Here is a 17,401-nt window from a genome sequence, read left to right on the forward strand (position 1 = left end):
GCAGGTTTGCCCAGCCCCAGACTCGGCGGTCCGAGGCCAGCCTCGCTGGATGAGTGAGTCCGACGACGGGGGCCAGCGACGTCCTCGCCCACCGATCCATGATCATCCAAGTTCCGGGGTGCTATCACGCCACAAAACTTGGATGACCCTGAGAGTGTCCGGGCAGGTCATCTATAGGACTCACTCATCCAACGAGGTTCGCCTCGGACCACTGTGTGGCTTCGCTGCGCCGGATGGGGTGGATCACTGTTGCCCTGGCAACAGCGACGCCACCCGGCAAACACAGTGATCCCACCCAGTGACGCGCCAGGGCGCACAGTCGTCGCGGCCGAGATCCCACACCGTTGCGCCGGGCCGTGCCACGCCACCCAACGTGGCTGGTCAGACACTCCGTCTGCAATGTGGAGCGGGACCAGCCACCCGACGCCCGTTCAAACTCGGCTCAAGCGTCGGAGTTTCGGAGACCAAGCGGACTAGCCGCTGCGCAACGCGGCGATCGGCTCGACGGCGGCGGCCCGCCAGGCCGGGTAGGCACCTGCGACCAGCCCGATCAGCCCGCCGAGCAGCGGCGCCACCAGCGCCAGCCGGACGTCCAGCAGGGGCGTCCAGTCGCGCACCACCGACACCCCGACCGTCGCGAGCACCCCGACGGTGGACCCGACCAGCCCGCCGAGCAGCCCGACGATGCCGCTCTCGATCAGGAACTGCCCGGCGACGTGCGACCGCCCGGCCCCGATCGAGCGCCGCAACCCGATCTCGGACACCCGCTCCATCACCGACAGCAGCGTGACGTTCGCGATGCCCAGCCCGCCGACCAGCAGCGCCAGCCCGCCGAGCGCCAGGAACAGCCCGTTGACGTCGGCTGACACGTTGTCGCGCATGGAACCGGGCGGGGGCGGCGCGTTGACGTCCAGCAGGTCGGGGTTGTTCGGGTCGACGGCGATCGGCGCCTGCCGGCCGATCAGCTGAGCCGCGCCGACGTCCGTCCGGACCTCCAGCGCCTCGGGCGCCGCCAGCCCGTACAGCTCGCGCGCGGTCGTCATCGGCATGATCACGGAGTCCTGCAGTTCGGTGCGGTAGTCGACCGCGTCCAGGATCCCGATGACGGTGAACGCGCGGTCACCGATGAAGATCGACGGCTGCGAGTCGACCCGGTTGATGCCCAGGCGCTCGGCGGCGTACCGGCCGAGGACGACGACGGCGTCGCCGCGCGCGTCGTGCCCCTCGTCGAAGAACCGGCCGCCGGCCAGCCGGGCGCCGAGCGCCTCGAACAGCCCGGCCGACGCCGCCCCCACCGGCACCGTCTGCTCCTGCGTGCCGTACGGCACACCGCGCACGGAATCGCCGCCGACGTCGACGGCGCCGAAGATGCCCGCCGACGCGACGCCGGCCAGCCGCTTCATCCGCTCCGGCGCGTCCCACGGCAGCTGGGTGAGCGCGACCTCGCCGTCGGGGCCCTCGGTCTCCCCCGCCGCGACGGTGACCCGGGTGGCCGCGACGGCGTCGAACCGGTCGGTGATCTGACCGGCCGCGGTCTGCCCGAGCCCGATCGTCGCCACCATCGCCGCGATGCCGAGCACCGTGCCCAGCGTGGTCAGTGCCAGCCGTGACGGCCGGGCGGCCACCCCGGCGAGCGCCTCGCCGAACAGGTCGCCCACCCGTATCCGGCGGCCACGGCCGGTCAGCCGCTGCCGTCCGCCCGCTCGCCGCCGCCGCAGCCCTGGCAGGCGCGGGCGCGGCAACCGCAGCCGGAACCGGGGCCGCCTCATGCGACCACCCCGGCCGGCACGACGTCGGACATCACGCCGTCGACGATGCGGACCCGCCGCTGGGCCCGCGCGCTGACGCCGTCGTCGTGGGTGATGACGGCGAGCGTGAGGCCCTCGCCGTGCAGTTCGTCGAACAGGTCCAGCACCGACGCCGCGTTGCCGGAGTCGAGGTTGCCGGTCGGCTCGTCGGCCAGCAGCAGGCTGGGCTGCGCGACCAGCGCGCGGGCGATGGCCACCCGCTGCCGCTCGCCGCCGGACAGCGTGATCGGGTCGAAGTCGAGCCGGTGCCCGAGCCCGACCCGCTCCAGCGTGGCCGTGGCGCGCGCCGTCCGCTCCTTGCGCGGCACCCACTGGTAGATCATCGCCAGCTCGACGTTCTCCAGCACGCTGCGGTGCGGCAGCAGGTGGAACGCCTGGAAGACGAACCCGATGCGCTCGCCGCGCACGCGGGTGCGGCGCCGCTCGGACAGCGTGCTGACGTCGACGCCGTCGAGCCGGTAGACGCCGTGCGACGGCCGGTCCAGCAGGCCGAGCAGGTTCAGCAGCGTCGACTTGCCCGACCCGGACGGCCCGATGATCGACAGGTACTCGCCCTGCGCGACGGACAGGTCGACGTCGCGGACGGCCTCGACGCGCGGCGGGCCGGGGAACACCCGGCCGACCCCGCTCATCTCGACGACCGGCGGCGTCACTCGTCGTCCCCGCCGTCGGTGCCGTCGGTGCCGTCGCCGACGACCACCAGGTCGCCCGCGGCGAGCGTGCCGTCGACGGCGGTGACCTCGGCGTAGCCCTGGGCGGTCAGGCCGACCTCGACCTCGACCAGTTCGGGGACGCCGTCGCGCATGACCTCGACCCGCGACTCGCCACCCGGCCCGGCGGTCAGCGCCGCCAGCGGGACGGCGAGCACGTCGCCCTCGGTGCTCTCGATCGGCACCGTGATGCGCACGTTCTGCCCGCGCAGCGCCTCGGCCTGCTCCGGCGTCAGCTCTCCCGGCGTGACGGTGACGTTCCAGCCGGAGGCGCCCTCGCCCTCGGCCTCGGCGATGGCGGTGATCGTGCCGGGCACCTGCTCACCGGTCGGCAGCTCGACGGAGACGGGCTGGTCGACGGCGAGCAGCTCGAAGTCGGACTTGTCGACGTTGGCCGTCACGACCAGGGAGGCGCCGCTGACGGACATGGCAGCGCCGTCGATCTGGCCGCCGCGGCGCACGTGCACCTCGTCGACCCGGCGCGGCAGGCTGGGCACGAACACCACTTCGGACGCCGGCAGCGGCGTGCCGGCGGCGGCCGCGGCCTCGTCGCGGGCGGTCCGGGCGTCGGCGAGCTGCTCGCGGGCGTCGTCGAGCGCGTCCTTCAGCGGGTCGGTGTCGACCGGCGCTCCGTCCGGCCCGGGCGCGGACTCGTCGAGCGCGTCGTCGGCGTCCTCGACCGCGTCCTCGGCGGCGTCGACGGCGTCGTTGGCCGCGTCGAGCTCGGCCTCGGCCCCCGGGTCCGGCTCCGGCGCCTCGTAGCCGATGCGTTCGAACAGGTCGGCCACGGCGTTGCCGGTCGACAGCGTGTACTCGTCGTCGACCTCGCCCGGGTCCAGCCCGAGGCGGTCCAGCGTGATCTCCAGCTGTGCGACGTCCGGGCCGCTCATGCCCGGCCGCAGCGACCGGTACATGGGCAGCTCGCCGGCCAGCGCGATCAGCGGCCGGCCGACGATCTCCAGCAGCGCGGCGCCCTCGGCGATCTCGGCGCCGACCTCTGGCACCTGGCCGGTGACGATCGGCGGCGTCTCCAGCCCGCCGGTCTCCGGCTTGACGTCGACGGCGCCGGCCGCGGACACGTCGCCACGGGTCACGACCTCGCTGTTCAGCGTGCGGGCCTCAACCGGCACCGTGACCTCGGACGCCTCGGGCGCGGCCGTCCGCGCGATGGCGTCGGCGGGCGAGGTGATGCGGGTGCCGGCGAAGATGCCGGCACCGAGGGCGATGACGGCAGTACCGCCCACGACGAGCAGGGTCCGGCTGCGTGCTCGGCTCACCCGACGCCACCGGCGCTACCCGCCGGGCCCTCCGCCATCGCGTCGCGATAGCGCTCCAGCTCGGCTTCGTGCTGGTCGACGAACTCCTCCTCGAAGCCCCACGCGACGTCCTTCTGAACCTCGGCGTACTCCTGCTGCCCGCAGTCGTAGTCGGCGGTCGCGACCGCGATCTCGTACTCCTGCAGCTCGGCCAGCGCCGCCTCGTCGACATCGGCCTCGCCGCCGCCGACGGTGACGCCCGGGTCGTCCACGTCCTCGTCGCTCGGGGCCTCGGTCGGGGATTCCTCGTCCCAGCCGTAGAGCTCGGTCATCCGGTTCATGACCGTCTCTTCGGGCTGGCCCGTGGTGTCGAACTCGCTGTAGCCGGCCTCCGCCATGCACGCCGCCCACGCCTCGGTCGCCTCGACCATGCGCGGGTCGCTGGCGACGCGCTGACGCAACGCCTCCAGGTCCTCGAACAGCCCGTCGAACTCGCTCATGTCCATGCCGCCCATGAGGCCGCCGTCGTCGCCGTAGACCTCCGCGCTGGCCGTGCCGTAGCAGCCCTGGTCCTCCGGCGCCGCCAACTCGCCTTCCTCGCCCGGCGCGATGGCGACGGCGCCGCCGTCGCCGCTCATCTCCACGGCCTCGCCGAACAGCGCGCGGTTGTACGCGTCCAGCGCCGTCTCGGACAGGCCGTCGCGGATCGCCGCGTTCGGATCGGCGTCCTCCGTCTCGGGCGCCGTGCCCGTGTCCATGAGCGTGGTCATGCCGTAGCCGTACTTTCGGGCGAACTCGTCCGGCGGCAGGGCGTAGGCGTCGGCGAACGGGTCGTCGCTGCCCTCGTCGGAGCCGGGGTCGACCGGGATGTACTCGAAGCCGGCCTCCTCCATGCAGGTCGCGACCAGCTCTTCGACCTGCCGCATCTGCTGGCGCTCCTCCTCGCCCATGTCGGCCGCCGAGAAGGAGATGGCCATGGCGCCGTCGCCGGTGAGGCCGGAGTCCTTGCCCAGGTACTGCTCCAGCGGGCTCAGCTCCTCGCCGTCGCCGGACTGACCCGCCGTGTCGCCGTTGCCGCCGTCGTTCTGCCCGCCGCCGTCGTCGCCGCAGCCGGTCAGGACCAGGCCGGCCACGCAGGCGTACGCCAGCAGCCGGGCCTGTGCTCGCCAATTCGTCATGCCAGAAAGGGTGCGATCAGCGCGGTGAAGAACCTGTGAAGGAGCCGTCAGATCCATGCTCTTCACAGGTTCCTGACAGCTTCCTGCCACACTCGAATGTCATGGGAGCCCGGATCCTCGTGGCCGAGGACGATGTCAAACAGGCCGAGCTCGTCCGCCGCTACCTCGAACGCGAGGGCCACTCCGTCGTCATCACCCACGACGGCCGCGCCGCGCTGGACGAGGCCCGGCGGCGGCAGCCGGACCTGCTGGTGCTCGACGTGATGATGCCGCGGGTCGACGGTCTCGACGTCTGCCGCATCCTGCGCACCGAGTCGGACACCCCGATCATCATGCTGACCGCGCGGTCCACCGAGGACGACCTGCTGCTCGGCCTCGACCTCGGCGCCGACGACTACCTCACCAAGCCGTACAGCCCCCGTGAGCTGGTCGCCCGGGTCCGCACCATCCTGCGCCGGGCCGACCGGCACCGGACCGCCGACTCACGGCTGCGCATCGGCGACCTCGTGGTCGACACCGCGCGGCACCAGGTGTTCGTCGACGGCCGCGAGATCGAGGTGACGCCGGCCGAGTTCAAGATCCTGGCCTGCCTGGCCGCGGAGCCCGGGCGGGTGTTCCCGCGGCAGAAGCTGCTGGAGCAGGCGTTCGGCTTCGACCACTACGCGCTGGACCGCACCGTCGACGTGCACGTCATGAACCTGCGGCGCAAGCTCGAGGCCGATCCGGCGGCGCCGGCGTTCCTGCTGACGGTGTACGGCGTCGGCTACAAGATGGCCGATCAACCAGGAGTGCGCGATGCGTCGTAGCCTGTTCGTCCGCCTGCTCGTGCTGTCGCTCGGGGTGGCGGTCATCTCCATCACCGCCACCGCCTGGCTCACCACTCAGAGCACCAGCCAGCGGCTGCGCGGCGAGTTCGCGCGCACCCTCGAGGCCGACTCCTACGTCTACACGAACCTCATCGCCTACGCGCAGAACAACGACTCGTGGGACGGCGTCGGCGACCTGGTCGGCGAGCTCGCGGAGACCTCGGGCAGCAGGGTCGCGCTGACCGGCGCCGACGGGCGGGTGCTGGCCGACTCCGCCGGCTCCGGCGGAGACGCGCCGCCGCTGCCGTCGACGCCGACCGCCGAGATCGACGCGATGGCGCCGATGGCGGTCATGTCCGGCGACTTCTCGATGGCGTCGTCCATGCCGCTCATCGACGGCTGGTCCGCCGACAGCTGGTCCGCCGGCGGCATGGCGACGGAGGACGCGCCGGCGCACACCGCGTCTCCGTACCCCAGCGGCGACGCGGCCCCGATGGAGGCGACGCTCAGCCTCACCACCGGCACCGACGTGAGCATCGTCAACGTGGGCGGCCTGCTGTCGACGCCGCCGGACTGGCGGCTGACCAAGGAGGAGGCCGCGGCCCGCGAGCGACTGGTCGCCGACGCCAACGCCTGCCTGAAGAGCCTCGGCAACGAGGAGTTGTTCGTCGGTCCGGACGGGACGATCCTGTACGCGACGGCCGACCAGCTCACCAGCGTCCTGGACGAGCCCATCGAGACCACCGAGGTCGACGACTCCGTCCGCGGCTGCGTGCCGCGCGAGCTGTCCCAGGCCAGCGCCGCCAGCAAGGCGCTGAACAGCGAACAGGTGCGGCTGACCGAGCAGTGCCTCGCCGAGGCCGGCGTCGAGGCCGGGCCCACGGTCGCCGCCGACAACGGGCTGCTCCAGGTCTCCGTCGACTCCAACGACCCGAGCCAGCTCGACCGGTTGTACGGCTGCTCCCTCACGGCCGGTGACCAGGCGATGCAGCCGTTCCTCGCCGACGCCGCACTGCTGTACATCGGCTCGACCGACCGGTTCGACGCGTTCTCCGGCGACGGGTGGGTGCGGACGGTGCTGACCGGCCTCGGCGTGCTCGCGGCCGCCACCGGCATCACCGTCTTCGCCGGCCGGCGGCTGTCGCACCCGATCCGCACCCTCACCGAAGCGGCCCAGCGGCTGGCCTCCGGCGGACGCGGCACCCGCGTCGAGGTCACGGGCACCGACGAGGTGGCCCGGCTGGGGCACGCGTTCAACGCCATGGCGTCGTCGATCGAGGAGAACGACCGGCAGCGCAAGGCGATGGTCAGCGACATCGCACACGAGCTGCGCACGCCGCTGGCCAACGTCCGCGGCTACCTCGAGGCGGCCGAGGACGGCGTCGTCGCCATGGACGCGCAGCTGGTGTCGTCGCTGCTGGAGGAGTCGACGCTGCTGCAGCGGCTGATCGACGACCTGCAGGACCTCGCGCTCGCCGACGCCGGCATGCTCCGCGTGCACCGCGAGGACACCGACGTCGCCGACCTCGCCCGCCAGGTGGTCGCCGCGCACCAGCCGTCGGCGTCGACGTCGCAGGTGGAGCTGGTGGTGGCCGCTCCGCCGTCGGTCGTGGCCGACGCCGACCCGGTGCGGCTGCGCCAGGCGCTGGGCAACCTGGTGGCCAACGCCGTCCAGTACTCCGGCACCGGCAGCACCGTGCTGGTGCGGGTGTCGCACGACCTCGCGTCCGACGAGGTGGTGCTGGCCGTGCGCGACGACGGTCCCGGCATCGCGCCCGAGCACCTGGAGCACCTGTTCGACCGCTTCTACCGCACCGACACCTCCCGCACCCGCGCCACCGGCGGCAGCGGCCTGGGCCTGGCCATCACCAAGCACCTGGTCGAGGCGCACGACGGCTCCGTGAAGGTGTCGAGCATGGTCGGCGCGGGGTCGACGTTCACCATCAGGCTGCCGGTGCGCGCGCCCGTCCCGGCCGCGTGATCAGCCGCCGAAGGCGACCTCCGGCAGCCAGGTGACCAGGCCGGGGACCAGCGCCAGCAGCAACAGCACGCCGATCATCACGGCCAGGAACGGCAGCACGGCCACGCTGAGCTTCCCGAACGACACCCCGCTCATCTTGGTGAGCACGTAGAGCAGCGCGCCGACCGGCCACGTGAGCAGGCCGAGCATGAGGTTGACGACGACGATCACGCCGAAGTGGATCGGGTCGATGCCCAGCTCGGTCGCCACCGGCAGCAGGATCGGCAGGAAGATCAGGATCGCCGGCACCGCGTCCATCGGCATCCCGACGATGAGGAAGAAGACCATCGCCAGCAGGATGAACGCCACCGGGCCCACGTTCAGGTCCTCGACCATCGACGACAGCCCGGTCGCGAGGTCGCCCACCGTCAGCACGTACGAGAACGCGCCGACCACCGCGAACAGGATCATGATCGTCGCGCTGAACACCGCGCCGTCGCGGAACAGCGGCAGCAGGTCGCGCGGCGTCAGCGTCCGGTAGACCACCAGGCCGAGGAAGAGCACGTACGCGGCGGCCAGGATCGACAACTCGGTGATGGTCGCGAAGCCGGTGAGGATGCCGCCGATCAGCAACACCGGGGCGCCGAGCGCAGGCAGCGCGGCCAGCGTCAGCGGCCCCAGGTCGGCGGCCCGGCGGGGCACCCGCTCGGTCTGCGGCAGCAGCCCGCGGCGGGCGTTCCACATGATCAGCAGCACCATCGAGCCGGCCAGCAGCAGCGCCGGCACGACACCGCCGAGGAACAGCTTGCCGACGGACAGGTTCGTCACCAGCGCGACGAAGATCATCGGGATGCTCGGCGGCGCGATCGGGCCGATGACGGCGGCGCTGGCGTTCACCGCGGCGGCGAACTCGGGCCGGTAGCCCTCCTTCTTCATCGCTGGCAGCATCACCGACGAGACGGCGGACGCGTCGGCCGGCGCGCTGCCGGACACACCCGACACCGCGACGTTGACGCCCACCGACGCGTACGCGAGGCCGCCGCGGTACCGGCCGAGGAAGTACATCATCAGCCGGAGGATCCGCTCGGTCATGCCGGTGCGGTTCAGCAGCTCGCCGGTGAGGATGAAGAACGGGATCGCCAGCAGCTCGAAGTTGCCGATGCCCTTGGCCATCGCCGTCGGCAGGCTGGTCGCGTCACCGAGACCGAGCGCGCCGATCGTCACCAGCGCGGCCACACCCATCGAGACCCAGACCGAGAGGCCCAGCCCCATGCAGGCGAACAGGGTGAGGAAGAGGACGACGGTCTCCATGGCTCAGTCCCCGTCCGCCGCGAGCCGGGAGGGCCGGGCCGCGAACGCGCGGACGAACTCCGCCGTCCGGCGCACTGCCGCCGCGACGATCTCCTCGCCCGCTTCGCGGCTGGCCAGGCGGGCGTCGCCGAACACGCCGTTGCGGGTGCGCGACGCGAACGAGCGCGGGACGGTCACGGCGAACGGCTCGTAGTTGTCCTCGTAGGCGCCGTAGTCGTCGACGTGGTCGCCGGCCTCCAGCGCCTCCGGGCGGACCAGGTCCGCCGTCACGGCCAGCGCGACGCTGGTCTCCACCTCACAGGCGTGCCCCCAGCGGGCGGTCTGACGGTGCGCGGCGACGGCGTCCGCGGCCTGCGTCATCCAGAACGCCGACGCGGCCTCGACGCCGTGCTCGTAGGTCAGCTCCGTCGTCAGGACGCCGAGCACGTTCTCGTTGCCGCGGTGCCCGTTGACGAACACGACCTTGCGCAGGCCGTGCGCACGCAGGCTCAGCACGACGTCGGTGAGCACCGCACGGAACGCGTCGGCACCGATGCTCAGCGTGCCCGGGAACGACAGGTGGTGCGCGGACAGCCCGAACGGCAGTGCCGGCGTGACGACGGCCAGCGGCGCCACCTCGGCGGCGACGCGGCCGGCGATCTCCGCGGCGACCCGCCAGTCGATGCCCATGCCCAGGTTGGGGCCGTGCTGCTCGGTGGCGCCCACCGGGATCAGGGCCACCTTCGCCTCCGCCGCGAGCGCCGCGAACTCGGTGGTGGTCAGGTCGCTGAGCCGGGTCATGCCGGGCTCCTCTCCAGGTCGGACTCGGGCACCGGCGGCGGGAAGCCGTGCGCGCGCAGCGGCATCGTCACGGCGGCGACGAGCAGCAGCACGCCGGCCACCGGGATGGCGGCGTAGGCCCACGACGTGGGCACACCGAGCTGGACGTACGGGATGTGGTCACGGGCCTGCGCGACGGACAGGCCGGCGGCGGTGACGATCGCGAAGAAGCCGATCTCGGCCACCCGCAGCACGACCAGCAGCACCCGCAGCGGCCGGCCGGTGAGCTTGGAGTCCAGCCAGCCGGTCGTGATGTGCTCGGCGAAGCAGTATGCCGCGACCGATCCGAGCATGACGGTCCAGAGCAGCAGCAGCTGGCTCAGGTCGGTCACCCACAGCCAGCCGTGCCCGACCTGGCGGGCCACCATCTGGGCCAGGTTCACGACGAAGATCGCGAAGAAGGCGAGCCCGCCGGCCCACGCTGTCGCCCGGCCGAGGCCGGTGGCGACGGCGGCGAGTCGGCCCCCGGTCGCGCGCGGGCCGGCGGCGGGGGTCACGGCGCCTGCTCCTTCAGCTCGGCCACCTCGTCCAGCAGGCCTTCGGGCCACAGGTCGCCGTCGAACTGGCGGAACGTCTCCGCGACCGCGGCGCGGAACGCCTCGACGTCGGGCTGGACGACGGTGAGCGACTGCTCGAGCGAGGCCATCGCCTCGTCCATCTGCTTCTGCACCTCGGCGGTGTCCAGCTCGCCGGCCTCGTGCGCGGCGTCGACGACGACGTCCTTGTCGTCCTGGCACAGGCCCTGCCACCACTCGTCGGACACGTACCAGGACCGCGCGTCGCGGATGTAGTCCGTCGGCATGTAGTAGTCCTGCACCTCGTCGAGGCTCTGGTTGACGATGGTGATGGAGCCGTTCTCCTGCGCGTCGACGACGCCCTGGCGCAGCGCCAGGTACAGGTCGGCCAGCGGGACGACCTGCGGCTCGGCGCCGAGCGCCCGGGCGAACGCCTGCGGCATCGGCGCCTCGGCGATGCGCAGCTTCAGGCCCTCCATGTCCGCCGGCGTCTCGATCGGCCGGTTCGCGGACAGCGCCCGCGGCTCCGCGTCGCCCTCGATCGCGACGACGCGGACGCCGGTGGCCTCGGCCGCCTCGTCCAGCAGCTCGCCGAACCGGTCGGTGCGCAGCACCCCGAGCAGCTGGTCGTAGCTGTCCCACAGGAACGGGACGCTGGTGATGGTGAACGCCGAGGCGCCCTCCAGCGTCGGGTAGATGCTGATGCCCTCGTAGAACAGGTCGACCTCCTGGCCGGCGCTGAGCCCGGCGAAGATGTCGTTGACGCCGCCGATCTGGCTGTTCGGGAACACCCGGACGGTCAGCCGGCCGTCGGTGCCCTCGTCGACCAGCTCGGCGAACTTCTCCGCGGCCAGCGTGGCCGGGTCGGACTCGGCCCGGATCGTGGCCAGCCGCAGCTCCTGGTCGGTGCACTCCGCGGCGTCGCCGCCGCTGCCGCCGTCATCGCCGGTGACGAAGCCGCAGCCGGACGCGGCGGCGACGCAGAGGGCGGCGATGAGGGTGGTGCGCGTCTTCATGCGGGTCATGCGGTGCCTCCCGAGGTGACGGCGAGGATGAACTCGATCTCGACGGGTGAGCGGCGCGGCAGGGCCGCCACGCCGACGGCGGACCGGGCGTGCCTGCCGCGGTCGCCGAAGATCTGGCCGATCAGCTCGCTGGCGCCGTCGATGACGCGCGGCTGGTCGTGGAAGTCGGGAGTGCCGGCGACGAAGCCGGTGACCCGGAGCACGCGGCCGATCCGGTCGAGGCCGCCGACGTGCTCGGCCGCGCAGGCCAGGCCCTGCAACACGCAGATGCGGGCGGCCCGCTTGGCGGTGTCGAGGTCGACGTCGTCGCCGAGCCGGCCGGTGATGCGGACCTCGCCGTTCTCCTTGGGCAGCTGGCCGCTGACGTACAGGACGCCCGCGTGCTCGGTGACCGGCACGTAGTCGAAGCTGGGCGTGGCCGCCGGCGGCAGCTCCAGGCCGAGCTCGCGCAGTCGGGCGGTGGGGCTGTCGGTCACAGGTCCTCCTCGGTGTCGGGCGACAGGCGCGCCGCGTAGTCCGCCGCACCGGAGGCGGCGGTGCCGTACCGGGGCGAGAAGCCCAGTTCGGCGCGGATGCGGCGGTCGTCCATCAGGGGCAGGTCGGGTGCGCCGTCCGGGATCTCGACGACGGTGGCGCCGGCGCGGCCGGTCGTGCTCGCGGCCACGATGGCCCGGACCAGTTCGGCCAGGCCGCCGCGGTGGCCGACGACGTTGTAGAGCGGGCTGGGCGGGTCGGTCTCGACACCGGCCAGCAGGGCGGCCGCGGCGTCGTCGACGTGGATCCAGTCGGCGGTCCCGGTCCAGGCCTCGATGCGGGCCGGGCGTCCGGCGACGAGGTCGTCGAGGAACCGGACCAGCGTCTCCTGGCTGCCGCCGTACCAGCGACCCGGCCCGTAGACCAGCGGCAGCCGGAGTCCCGCGACGGGCAGGCCGAGGTCGGTGGCCAGCACCCGGGCCAGCTGCTCGGCGCCGACCTTGGTGGCGCCGTAGACGAGGTCGGGCGTCAGCGCGGCGTCCTCGCCGACGGCGCCGCGGCCGGCGGCCGGTCCGTAGACGGTGCTGCTGCTGGACCAGCACAGCCGCCGGACCCCGTGCGCGGACGCGGACTCGATGACGTTGGCCAGGCCGCGCACGTTCACGTCGACGGCCAGCGCCGGACGCTGCCGGGCGCCGGCGGCCAGGCCCGACGCGCCGACGCCGAACGCGGCGAGGTGGACGATCGCGTCCGGCCGGGTGGTGGCCAGGACGGCGTCGACGGCGGCGCGGTCGGTGACGTCGAGGACGGTGTGCCCGACGCCGCCGGGCAGGTCCGGCAGCGCCGGGCCGCCGGGCGTGTCGTGGCCGGTGACGACCACACGCCGGCCCGCGGCGACGGCGGCACGGGCGACCGCGGCGCCGATGAACCCGGTGCCGCCGACGACGAGCAGGGTGCCGGTCATCGGTCCACCCGCAGCCGGTCGAGGGCGTCCTCGTCGATCTCGATGCCGAGGCCGGGGCCGTCCGGGACCACCACGGCGCCGTCGGTGAGCGTGAACGGGCGCGTCGCCAGCTCGTCGCGCAGCGCGTTGCGGCCGCGATCGTGCTCCAGCCACAGCGGCTCGGCGGGGTGGTCGACGTGCGGGTAGTCCGGGACGGCGGCGAGCAGCTGCACCGACGCGGCCTGCGCGACGACGCCGCCCCACACGTGCGGCGAGAACCGCACGTTCCACGTCTGCGCCAGGTGCGCGATGACCCGCGCCTCGCCCAGCCCGCCGCACTTGGACACGTCCGGCTGCACGACGTCGACCAGCCGCTCGGCGATGAGGTCACGGAACCCGTAGCGGGTGTACACCGCCTCGCCGGCGGCCAACGGGACGCCGCAGCCGCGCAGCAGCGCCCAGCCGCTGCGGTCGTCCGGCGACACCGGCTCCTCGATCCAGCCGGGCGCGAACTCGCGCAGCCGGTCGATCGAGCGACGTGCCTGGTCGGCGGTGTAGTTGCCGTTGAAGTCGAGCAGGATCGCGGCGTCCGGGCCGAGGATCTCGCGGGCGGTGCGCGCGCGGGCGACGTCGCTGTCGAAGCCGAGGCCGAGCTTGATCTTCACGCCGGTGTAGCCGTCGGCGGCCAGCGCGCGCAGCCCGTCGGCGAACCGGCCGTGGTCGTTGTCGCGGGTCACGTAGCCGGCCGACGCGTACGGCGTCAGGCGGTCCCGGGTGCGGCCGCCGAGCAGCACGTGCACCGGGACGCCGAGCGTCCGGCCGAGCGCGTCCCACATCGCGATGTCGATGGCGCCGGCCGCGGCGATGTGGTGGCCGCCGCTGGAGTGGTGGTAGCCCTGGTTGAACAGCCGGGTCAGCCAGCTGCCCGACGGCTCCAGCCGCGCGCCCGCCAGCCCGCCGGCCAGCTCGTCGATCAGCACCGCGGTGGCGCGCGACGAGCCCCACGCCTCGCCCCAGCCGACCACGCCGTCGGTGGTCTCCAGCCGCACCAGCGTCGCGGCGCGGGCCTGGACCAGCCCGCGGGCCGAGCCGTAGGCGTCGTCGGGCGCGAAGACGTCGCGCACCGCGACCGCCTCGATGCGAGCGATCTGCGGAACGGTCATGCGCGGGCTCCCATCAGGCCGGACAGCCGGGCGGCCGGCGTCAGCACGTCGGAGTCGGTGCGGACCACGAGGACCCGTGGCCCGGCCTCGCGGCGCAGTTCGGCCAGCGCGTCGTCGAGCTGGCCGGTGTCGGTGACGGTGCGCGCGGCGGCGCCCAGCGACCGGGCGAAGCCGGCGAGGTCGACCGGGCCGATGTCGACGCCGCCGGTGCGGCGCAGCTCCCGGGCCTGGTGCATCGCGATGGTCCCGTAGAGCAGGTTCTGGAAGACGACGACGGTCGGCTCGACCCCGTAGCGGGCGGCGGTCTCCAGTTCCTGCCCCGTCATGAGGAAGCCGCCGTCGCCGGCCAGCGCGAGGACCGTGCTGTGTCGCTGCGCGAGCGCGGCGCCGATGGCCGCCGGGACCGCGTAGCCCATCGCGCCGGAGATCGGGGCGAGCTGCGTGCGCGGCCGCTCGAACCGCCAGTACCGGTGCCCGAAGACGGAGAAGTTGCCCGCGTCGCTGGTGACGACGGTGTCGTCGCCGAAGCCGCGGCGCAGCGCGGCCATGACGTCGGCCGGGTGGACGCCGCCGGTGGCCTCGTCGTGCGGCGCCGCCGGGTCGCTGAACGCGAGGTAGCGGTCGTGGGCGTCGCCCCAGTCCCGGGTGGCCGCCGGGTCGCCGTCAGCCTGCTCGATCAGGGCGGCGGCGAAGGCGCGCACGTCGGCGACGACGCCCAGCTCCAGCGGGACGACGCTGCCGAGGGTGTCCGGCTGGGCGTCGACCTGGATGACCTTCGTCTCGCCGGCCGGCAGCGCGTACGTCTGCGTCGTCACCTCGTCCAGCCGGCTGCCCAGCACCAGCACGACGTCGGCCGCGCGCAGCGGCTCGAGCAGCTCGGGCGCCGTCCCCAGCGTCAGGTGGCCGAGGTAATGCGGGTGGCCGTTCGGGAAGGTGTCCTGGCGGCGGAACGCCGTGTAGACGCCGAGCCCGTACCGCTCGGCCAGCCCCGTCAGCACCTCGTGGCCGTCCTGCGCGCCCTCGCCGAGGATGGCGACCGGGCGGGCGGCCCGCTCCAGCAAGCCGGCCGCCGCCGCGACCTCGTCCGGGCCCGGCTGCGGCCGGGGCCGCTCCAGCACCCGGCGTCCGGCCGGCCGTCCCGGTTGTCCGAGTAGGTCAGACGGGAAGGCCACCACCGCCGGACCCGGCCGGCCGGACGTCGTCATCGCCAACGCCCGCGCGACGACGTCGGCGGCGCGGTCGGCACGCTGCACCGTCGCCCCGAACGTCGACAGCTGGGCGAAGAACCCCGGCAGGTCGACCTCCTGGAAGGCCTCCTTGCCGAGGTGGTCGGTCTCGACCTGGCCGAGCAGCACCAGCATCGGCGTCGAGTCCTGGTGCGCGGTGTGCACGCCGATCGCGAGGTTCGTCGCGCCGACGGCCCGGGTCGCCATCGCGACCGCCGGGCGCCCCGTCAGCTTCCCCTCCGCCTCGGCCATGAACGCCGCGCCGGACTCGTGCCGCGTCGAGATCAGCTCCAGCTCCGGGCGCCGCACGACCTCGTCGATCAGCTCCAGGAAGCTCTCGCCGGGGACGGTGTAGAACCGCCGCACCCCAGCCTCGGCCAGGAGGTCGACCGTCGCGGCCGCCGCTGTCGTCGTCACAGCTGCTCCCCCTCGGGCCGCTGCAGGCGGCGGAAGACGTTCTCGACGTGCGCGGCGGCCTCTCGGAGGAGGGCGGGCCCGTCCCGGGTGACGAGCGCGGCGAAGATCGCGTGGTGCTCGGCCTGCGCCTCGCGCGCCTCCCCGACCGAGCGACCCTGGTAGTGGCGGGCGACCTGCACGTGCACCTTCAGGTCGTCGAACGCGTCGAGCAGGAACATGTTCCCGCCCGCGGCGACGGTGGCCCGGTGGAACTGCGCGTCGAGCTCGTTGAACGCCTGGATGTCCAGCTCCGGCGCCCCCGCGACGCCGTCCAGCTTCTCCACGATCTGCCGCAGCTCATCGATCGTCTCGTCGTCGAGGTGGTCGACGGCCGTGCGCAGCGCGCCCTGCTCGATCACCCCCCGGGCGTCGAACAACTGCCGCAGCTCGCCCTCGTCGAGCAGGTCCGTGACGCGGAAGCCCTTGTACGCCTCGACGCTCACCAGGCGCTCGGAGACGAGCCGGTTCAACGCCTCCCGGATCGGCGTGTGGCTGACGTCGAGCAGCGCGGACAGCCGCTCCATGGTCAGCCGCTGGCCGGGCGCCAGCCGGTGATCGATGATCTGCGCCCTGAGCATCTCGTAAGCCCGGTCGCTGAGCGCATCCCTGGAGACCTTCCCGCCAATCATGGATTTTATAAAATCTATCGTTTGGCGGATTGTCAAGGGGTGGAGCGAGAACGGGGCGGCTTCGCTGCGACGTCAGGCCACGGCGGCAGAGGGATGTGTGCACCACACAGGAGAACCGGTATGCTCGGCGTCGTGCCGCCTCTGTGGGCGGCATCTGCGGATGTAGTTCAATGGTAGAACTCCAGCTTCCCAAGCTGATAACGCGGGTTCGATTCCCGTCATCCGCTCCACCAGCACCACAACCGGGCACCGGCCAGCTGATCGCCGACCTGATCATCCTCGCCGAGCAGGCAGGAGCCGCTGATGTCGTGGCGGAACCGTAGCGGCCATGGCTCGAAGGCCGGCGCCCCCACCACGTTCGTCGACCGTGTGCGCGCTGACGGCGTGGTGGTCCGGCTGGAATCGCGCTTCCATCGCAAGCACCAAGGGCCGGTCGCCGGGTCCACGTGGTGGGCGCCTCGGGCCCGCGGCTGGTGGATCGCCGTGCTGTTCGCCATCGGGTCGGCGCTGTTCGCGGTCGGGTCGGTGCCCGGATACGGCAGCGCCGTCGGTGCCCGGTGGGACACCGTCACCTTCTTCGTCGGCTCCCTGTTCTTCACGTCGGCCTCGTTTCTGTCCTACCGGGAGGCGGTCGACGCCGACCCGCAGGCGCACCGACGATTCTTCGTCTACCAGCCCGGGCGGATCGACTGGTGGGCCACCGCCGTTCAGCTGGCCGGGACGCTGTACTTCAACGTCAGCACGGGGGTCGCCATGGCGGACAACCTGTCCGCCGAGACCGCGCACCAGCACCTCTGGCGCCCCGACGCGATCGGCTCGGTCTGCTTCCTGGTCGCCAGTTTCCTGACCTGGTACGAGGTCTGCCACGGCTGGGCTGCCTGGCGTCCGCGGTCGTGGTCCTGGTGGATCACGCTGACCAACCTGGTCGGTTCGATCTCGTTCGGTATCTCCGCCGTAGCGGGCTACATCGACCCGATCACCGGCCAGGTGCACGACGTGTCGCGGGCCAACACGCAGACCTTCATCGGCGCGGTGTGTTTCCTCGTCGGCGCTGTGCTGTTGCTACCCGAACGGACCAAGGAACCCGCCGAGCAGGTGACGGCGCCTGGCGACTGAGCCCAG

The 17,401-nt window shown here is 73.0% G+C and carries 16 protein-coding genes and 1 tRNA gene; 4 read left to right on the forward strand and 13 right to left on the reverse strand.

Translation table 11 applies throughout. From position 1 onward, the window contains the following. Positions 1 to 473 precede the first annotated feature (473 nt). From ACW62_RS22570 to ACW62_RS22585, 4 genes are read right to left on the reverse strand one after another with little or no spacing between them, the layout of a single operon-like run. Positions 474 to 1,769, reverse strand: a complete 1,296-nt coding sequence (locus ACW62_RS22570) for an ABC transporter permease (protein ID WP_083460051.1) — start codon at positions 1,767 to 1,769, stop codon at positions 474 to 476. Then, positions 1,766 to 2,440 carry an ABC transporter ATP-binding protein gene (locus ACW62_RS22575; RefSeq protein ID WP_053206554.1) on the reverse strand — a complete coding sequence of 225 codons (675 nt, stop codon included), beginning with the start codon at positions 2,438 to 2,440 and terminating at the stop codon, positions 1,766 to 1,768. The genes ACW62_RS22570 and ACW62_RS22575 overlap by 4 nt, the downstream gene beginning before the upstream one ends. A 17-nt stretch (positions 2,441 to 2,457) precedes the next feature. Continuing rightward, entirely contained in the window at positions 2,458 to 3,762 is a 1,305-nt protein-coding gene (locus tag ACW62_RS22580) for an RND family efflux transporter (RefSeq protein ID WP_083460052.1), read from the reverse strand. Between the two features lie 29 nt (positions 3,763 to 3,791). Next, positions 3,792 to 4,952: a hypothetical protein gene (locus ACW62_RS22585; protein WP_053206372.1), complete on the reverse strand. Its 1,161-nt coding sequence runs from the start codon at positions 4,950 to 4,952 to the stop codon at positions 3,792 to 3,794. 101 nt (positions 4,953 to 5,053) lie between these two features. On the opposite strand from ACW62_RS22585, the gene ACW62_RS22590 reads away from it, so the two are divergent. Continuing rightward, positions 5,054 to 5,758: a response regulator transcription factor gene (locus ACW62_RS22590; protein WP_053206373.1), complete on the forward strand. Its 705-nt coding sequence runs from the start codon at positions 5,054 to 5,056 to the stop codon at positions 5,756 to 5,758. Next, a complete protein-coding gene (locus ACW62_RS22595; protein ID WP_053206374.1) occupies positions 5,748 to 7,739 on the forward strand; it encodes a sensor histidine kinase in 1,992 nt (663 codons plus the stop codon). Before ACW62_RS22590 ends, ACW62_RS22595 begins: the two co-directional genes overlap by 11 nt. Here the strand turns inward: ACW62_RS22595 and ACW62_RS22600 are convergent, their stop codons facing one another. Genes ACW62_RS22600 through ACW62_RS22640 form a run of 9 tightly spaced genes read right to left on the reverse strand, consistent with a single transcriptional unit; the run spans position 7,740 to position 16,279 of the window. Next, a complete protein-coding gene (locus ACW62_RS22600) occupies positions 7,740 to 9,029 on the reverse strand; it encodes a TRAP transporter large permease (protein WP_053206375.1) in 1,290 nt (429 codons plus the stop codon). A 3-nt stretch (positions 9,030 to 9,032) separates the two neighbouring features. Next, positions 9,033 to 9,809 (reverse strand): creatininase family protein, encoded by a 777-nt coding sequence (locus tag ACW62_RS22605; RefSeq protein ID WP_053206376.1) that lies wholly within the window; start codon positions 9,807 to 9,809, stop codon positions 9,033 to 9,035. Then, positions 9,806 to 10,345 (reverse strand): TRAP transporter small permease, encoded by a 540-nt coding sequence (locus ACW62_RS22610; protein WP_053206377.1) that lies wholly within the window; start codon positions 10,343 to 10,345, stop codon positions 9,806 to 9,808. The genes ACW62_RS22605 and ACW62_RS22610 overlap by 4 nt, the downstream gene beginning before the upstream one ends. Then, positions 10,342 to 11,388, reverse strand: coding sequence for a TRAP transporter substrate-binding protein (locus ACW62_RS22615; protein WP_053206378.1), 1,047 nt, complete (start codon positions 11,386 to 11,388; stop codon positions 10,342 to 10,344). The genes ACW62_RS22610 and ACW62_RS22615 overlap by 4 nt, the downstream gene beginning before the upstream one ends. Continuing rightward, the gene (locus ACW62_RS22620; protein ID WP_053206379.1) at positions 11,385 to 11,864 is read right to left on the reverse strand and encodes a RidA family protein; all 480 of its coding nucleotides are present in this window, start codon (positions 11,862 to 11,864) and stop codon (positions 11,385 to 11,387) included. The genes ACW62_RS22615 and ACW62_RS22620 overlap by 4 nt, the downstream gene beginning before the upstream one ends. After that, positions 11,861 to 12,826 carry an NAD-dependent epimerase/dehydratase family protein gene (locus ACW62_RS22625; RefSeq protein ID WP_053206380.1) on the reverse strand — a complete coding sequence of 322 codons (966 nt, stop codon included), beginning with the start codon at positions 12,824 to 12,826 and terminating at the stop codon, positions 11,861 to 11,863. Before ACW62_RS22625 ends, ACW62_RS22620 begins: the two co-directional genes overlap by 4 nt. Then, positions 12,823 to 13,968 carry a mandelate racemase/muconate lactonizing enzyme family protein gene (locus ACW62_RS22630; RefSeq protein WP_053206381.1) on the reverse strand — a complete coding sequence of 382 codons (1,146 nt, stop codon included), beginning with the start codon at positions 13,966 to 13,968 and terminating at the stop codon, positions 12,823 to 12,825. The genes ACW62_RS22625 and ACW62_RS22630 overlap by 4 nt, the downstream gene beginning before the upstream one ends. Continuing rightward, positions 13,965 to 15,611, reverse strand: coding sequence for a thiamine pyrophosphate-dependent enzyme (locus ACW62_RS22635; RefSeq protein WP_053206382.1), 1,647 nt, complete (start codon positions 15,609 to 15,611; stop codon positions 13,965 to 13,967). The genes ACW62_RS22630 and ACW62_RS22635 overlap by 4 nt, the downstream gene beginning before the upstream one ends. Further along, complete coding sequence (locus ACW62_RS22640; RefSeq protein WP_083460053.1) at positions 15,608 to 16,279, reverse strand: GntR family transcriptional regulator; 672 nt, start codon at positions 16,277 to 16,279, stop codon at positions 15,608 to 15,610. The genes ACW62_RS22635 and ACW62_RS22640 overlap by 4 nt, the downstream gene beginning before the upstream one ends. A 156-nt stretch (positions 16,280 to 16,435) precedes the next feature. Between ACW62_RS22640 and ACW62_RS22645 the strand changes: the two genes are divergently transcribed. Both ACW62_RS22645 and ACW62_RS22650 read left to right on the forward strand, forming a co-directional pair. Then, a tRNA-Gly gene (locus ACW62_RS22645) sits at positions 16,436 to 16,509 on the forward strand. Between the two features lie 73 nt (positions 16,510 to 16,582). Beyond that, a complete protein-coding gene (locus ACW62_RS22650; RefSeq protein WP_053206384.1) occupies positions 16,583 to 17,395 on the forward strand; it encodes a hypothetical protein in 813 nt (270 codons plus the stop codon). Positions 17,396 to 17,401 lie beyond the last annotated feature (6 nt).

Origin of the sequence: Jiangella muralis (assembly GCF_001270745.1) — a bacterium.
GTDB classification, from domain to species: Bacteria; Actinomycetota; Actinomycetes; order Jiangellales; family Jiangellaceae; genus Jiangella; species Jiangella muralis.

Excerpts from the sequence above, each read along its gene's own strand:
- ACW62_RS22570 (WP_083460051.1), bottom strand. The coding sequence starts at position 1,769 with ATGAGGCGGCCCCGGTTCCGGCTGCGGTTGCCGCGCCCGCGCCTGCCA.
- ACW62_RS22575 (WP_053206554.1), bottom strand. The coding sequence starts at position 2,440 with ATGAGCGGGGTCGGCCGGGTGTTCCCCGGCCCGCCGCGCGTCGAGGCC.
- ACW62_RS22585 (WP_053206372.1), bottom strand. The coding sequence starts at position 4,952 with ATGACGAATTGGCGAGCACAGGCCCGGCTGCTGGCGTACGCCTGCGTG.
- ACW62_RS22590 (WP_053206373.1), top strand. The coding sequence starts at position 5,054 with ATGGGAGCCCGGATCCTCGTGGCCGAGGACGATGTCAAACAGGCCGAG.
- ACW62_RS22595 (WP_053206374.1), top strand. The coding sequence starts at position 5,748 with ATGCGTCGTAGCCTGTTCGTCCGCCTGCTCGTGCTGTCGCTCGGGGTG.
- ACW62_RS22600 (WP_053206375.1), bottom strand. The coding sequence starts at position 9,029 with ATGGAGACCGTCGTCCTCTTCCTCACCCTGTTCGCCTGCATGGGGCTG.
- ACW62_RS22605 (WP_053206376.1), bottom strand. The coding sequence starts at position 9,809 with ATGACCCGGCTCAGCGACCTGACCACCACCGAGTTCGCGGCGCTCGCG.
- ACW62_RS22615 (WP_053206378.1), bottom strand. The coding sequence starts at position 11,388 with ATGACCCGCATGAAGACGCGCACCACCCTCATCGCCGCCCTCTGCGTC.
- ACW62_RS22625 (WP_053206380.1), bottom strand. The coding sequence starts at position 12,826 with ATGACCGGCACCCTGCTCGTCGTCGGCGGCACCGGGTTCATCGGCGCC.
- ACW62_RS22630 (WP_053206381.1), bottom strand. The coding sequence starts at position 13,968 with ATGACCGTTCCGCAGATCGCTCGCATCGAGGCGGTCGCGGTGCGCGAC.
- ACW62_RS22640 (WP_083460053.1), bottom strand. The coding sequence starts at position 16,279 with ATGATTGGCGGGAAGGTCTCCAGGGATGCGCTCAGCGACCGGGCTTAC.
- ACW62_RS22650 (WP_053206384.1), top strand. The coding sequence starts at position 16,583 with ATGTCGTGGCGGAACCGTAGCGGCCATGGCTCGAAGGCCGGCGCCCCC.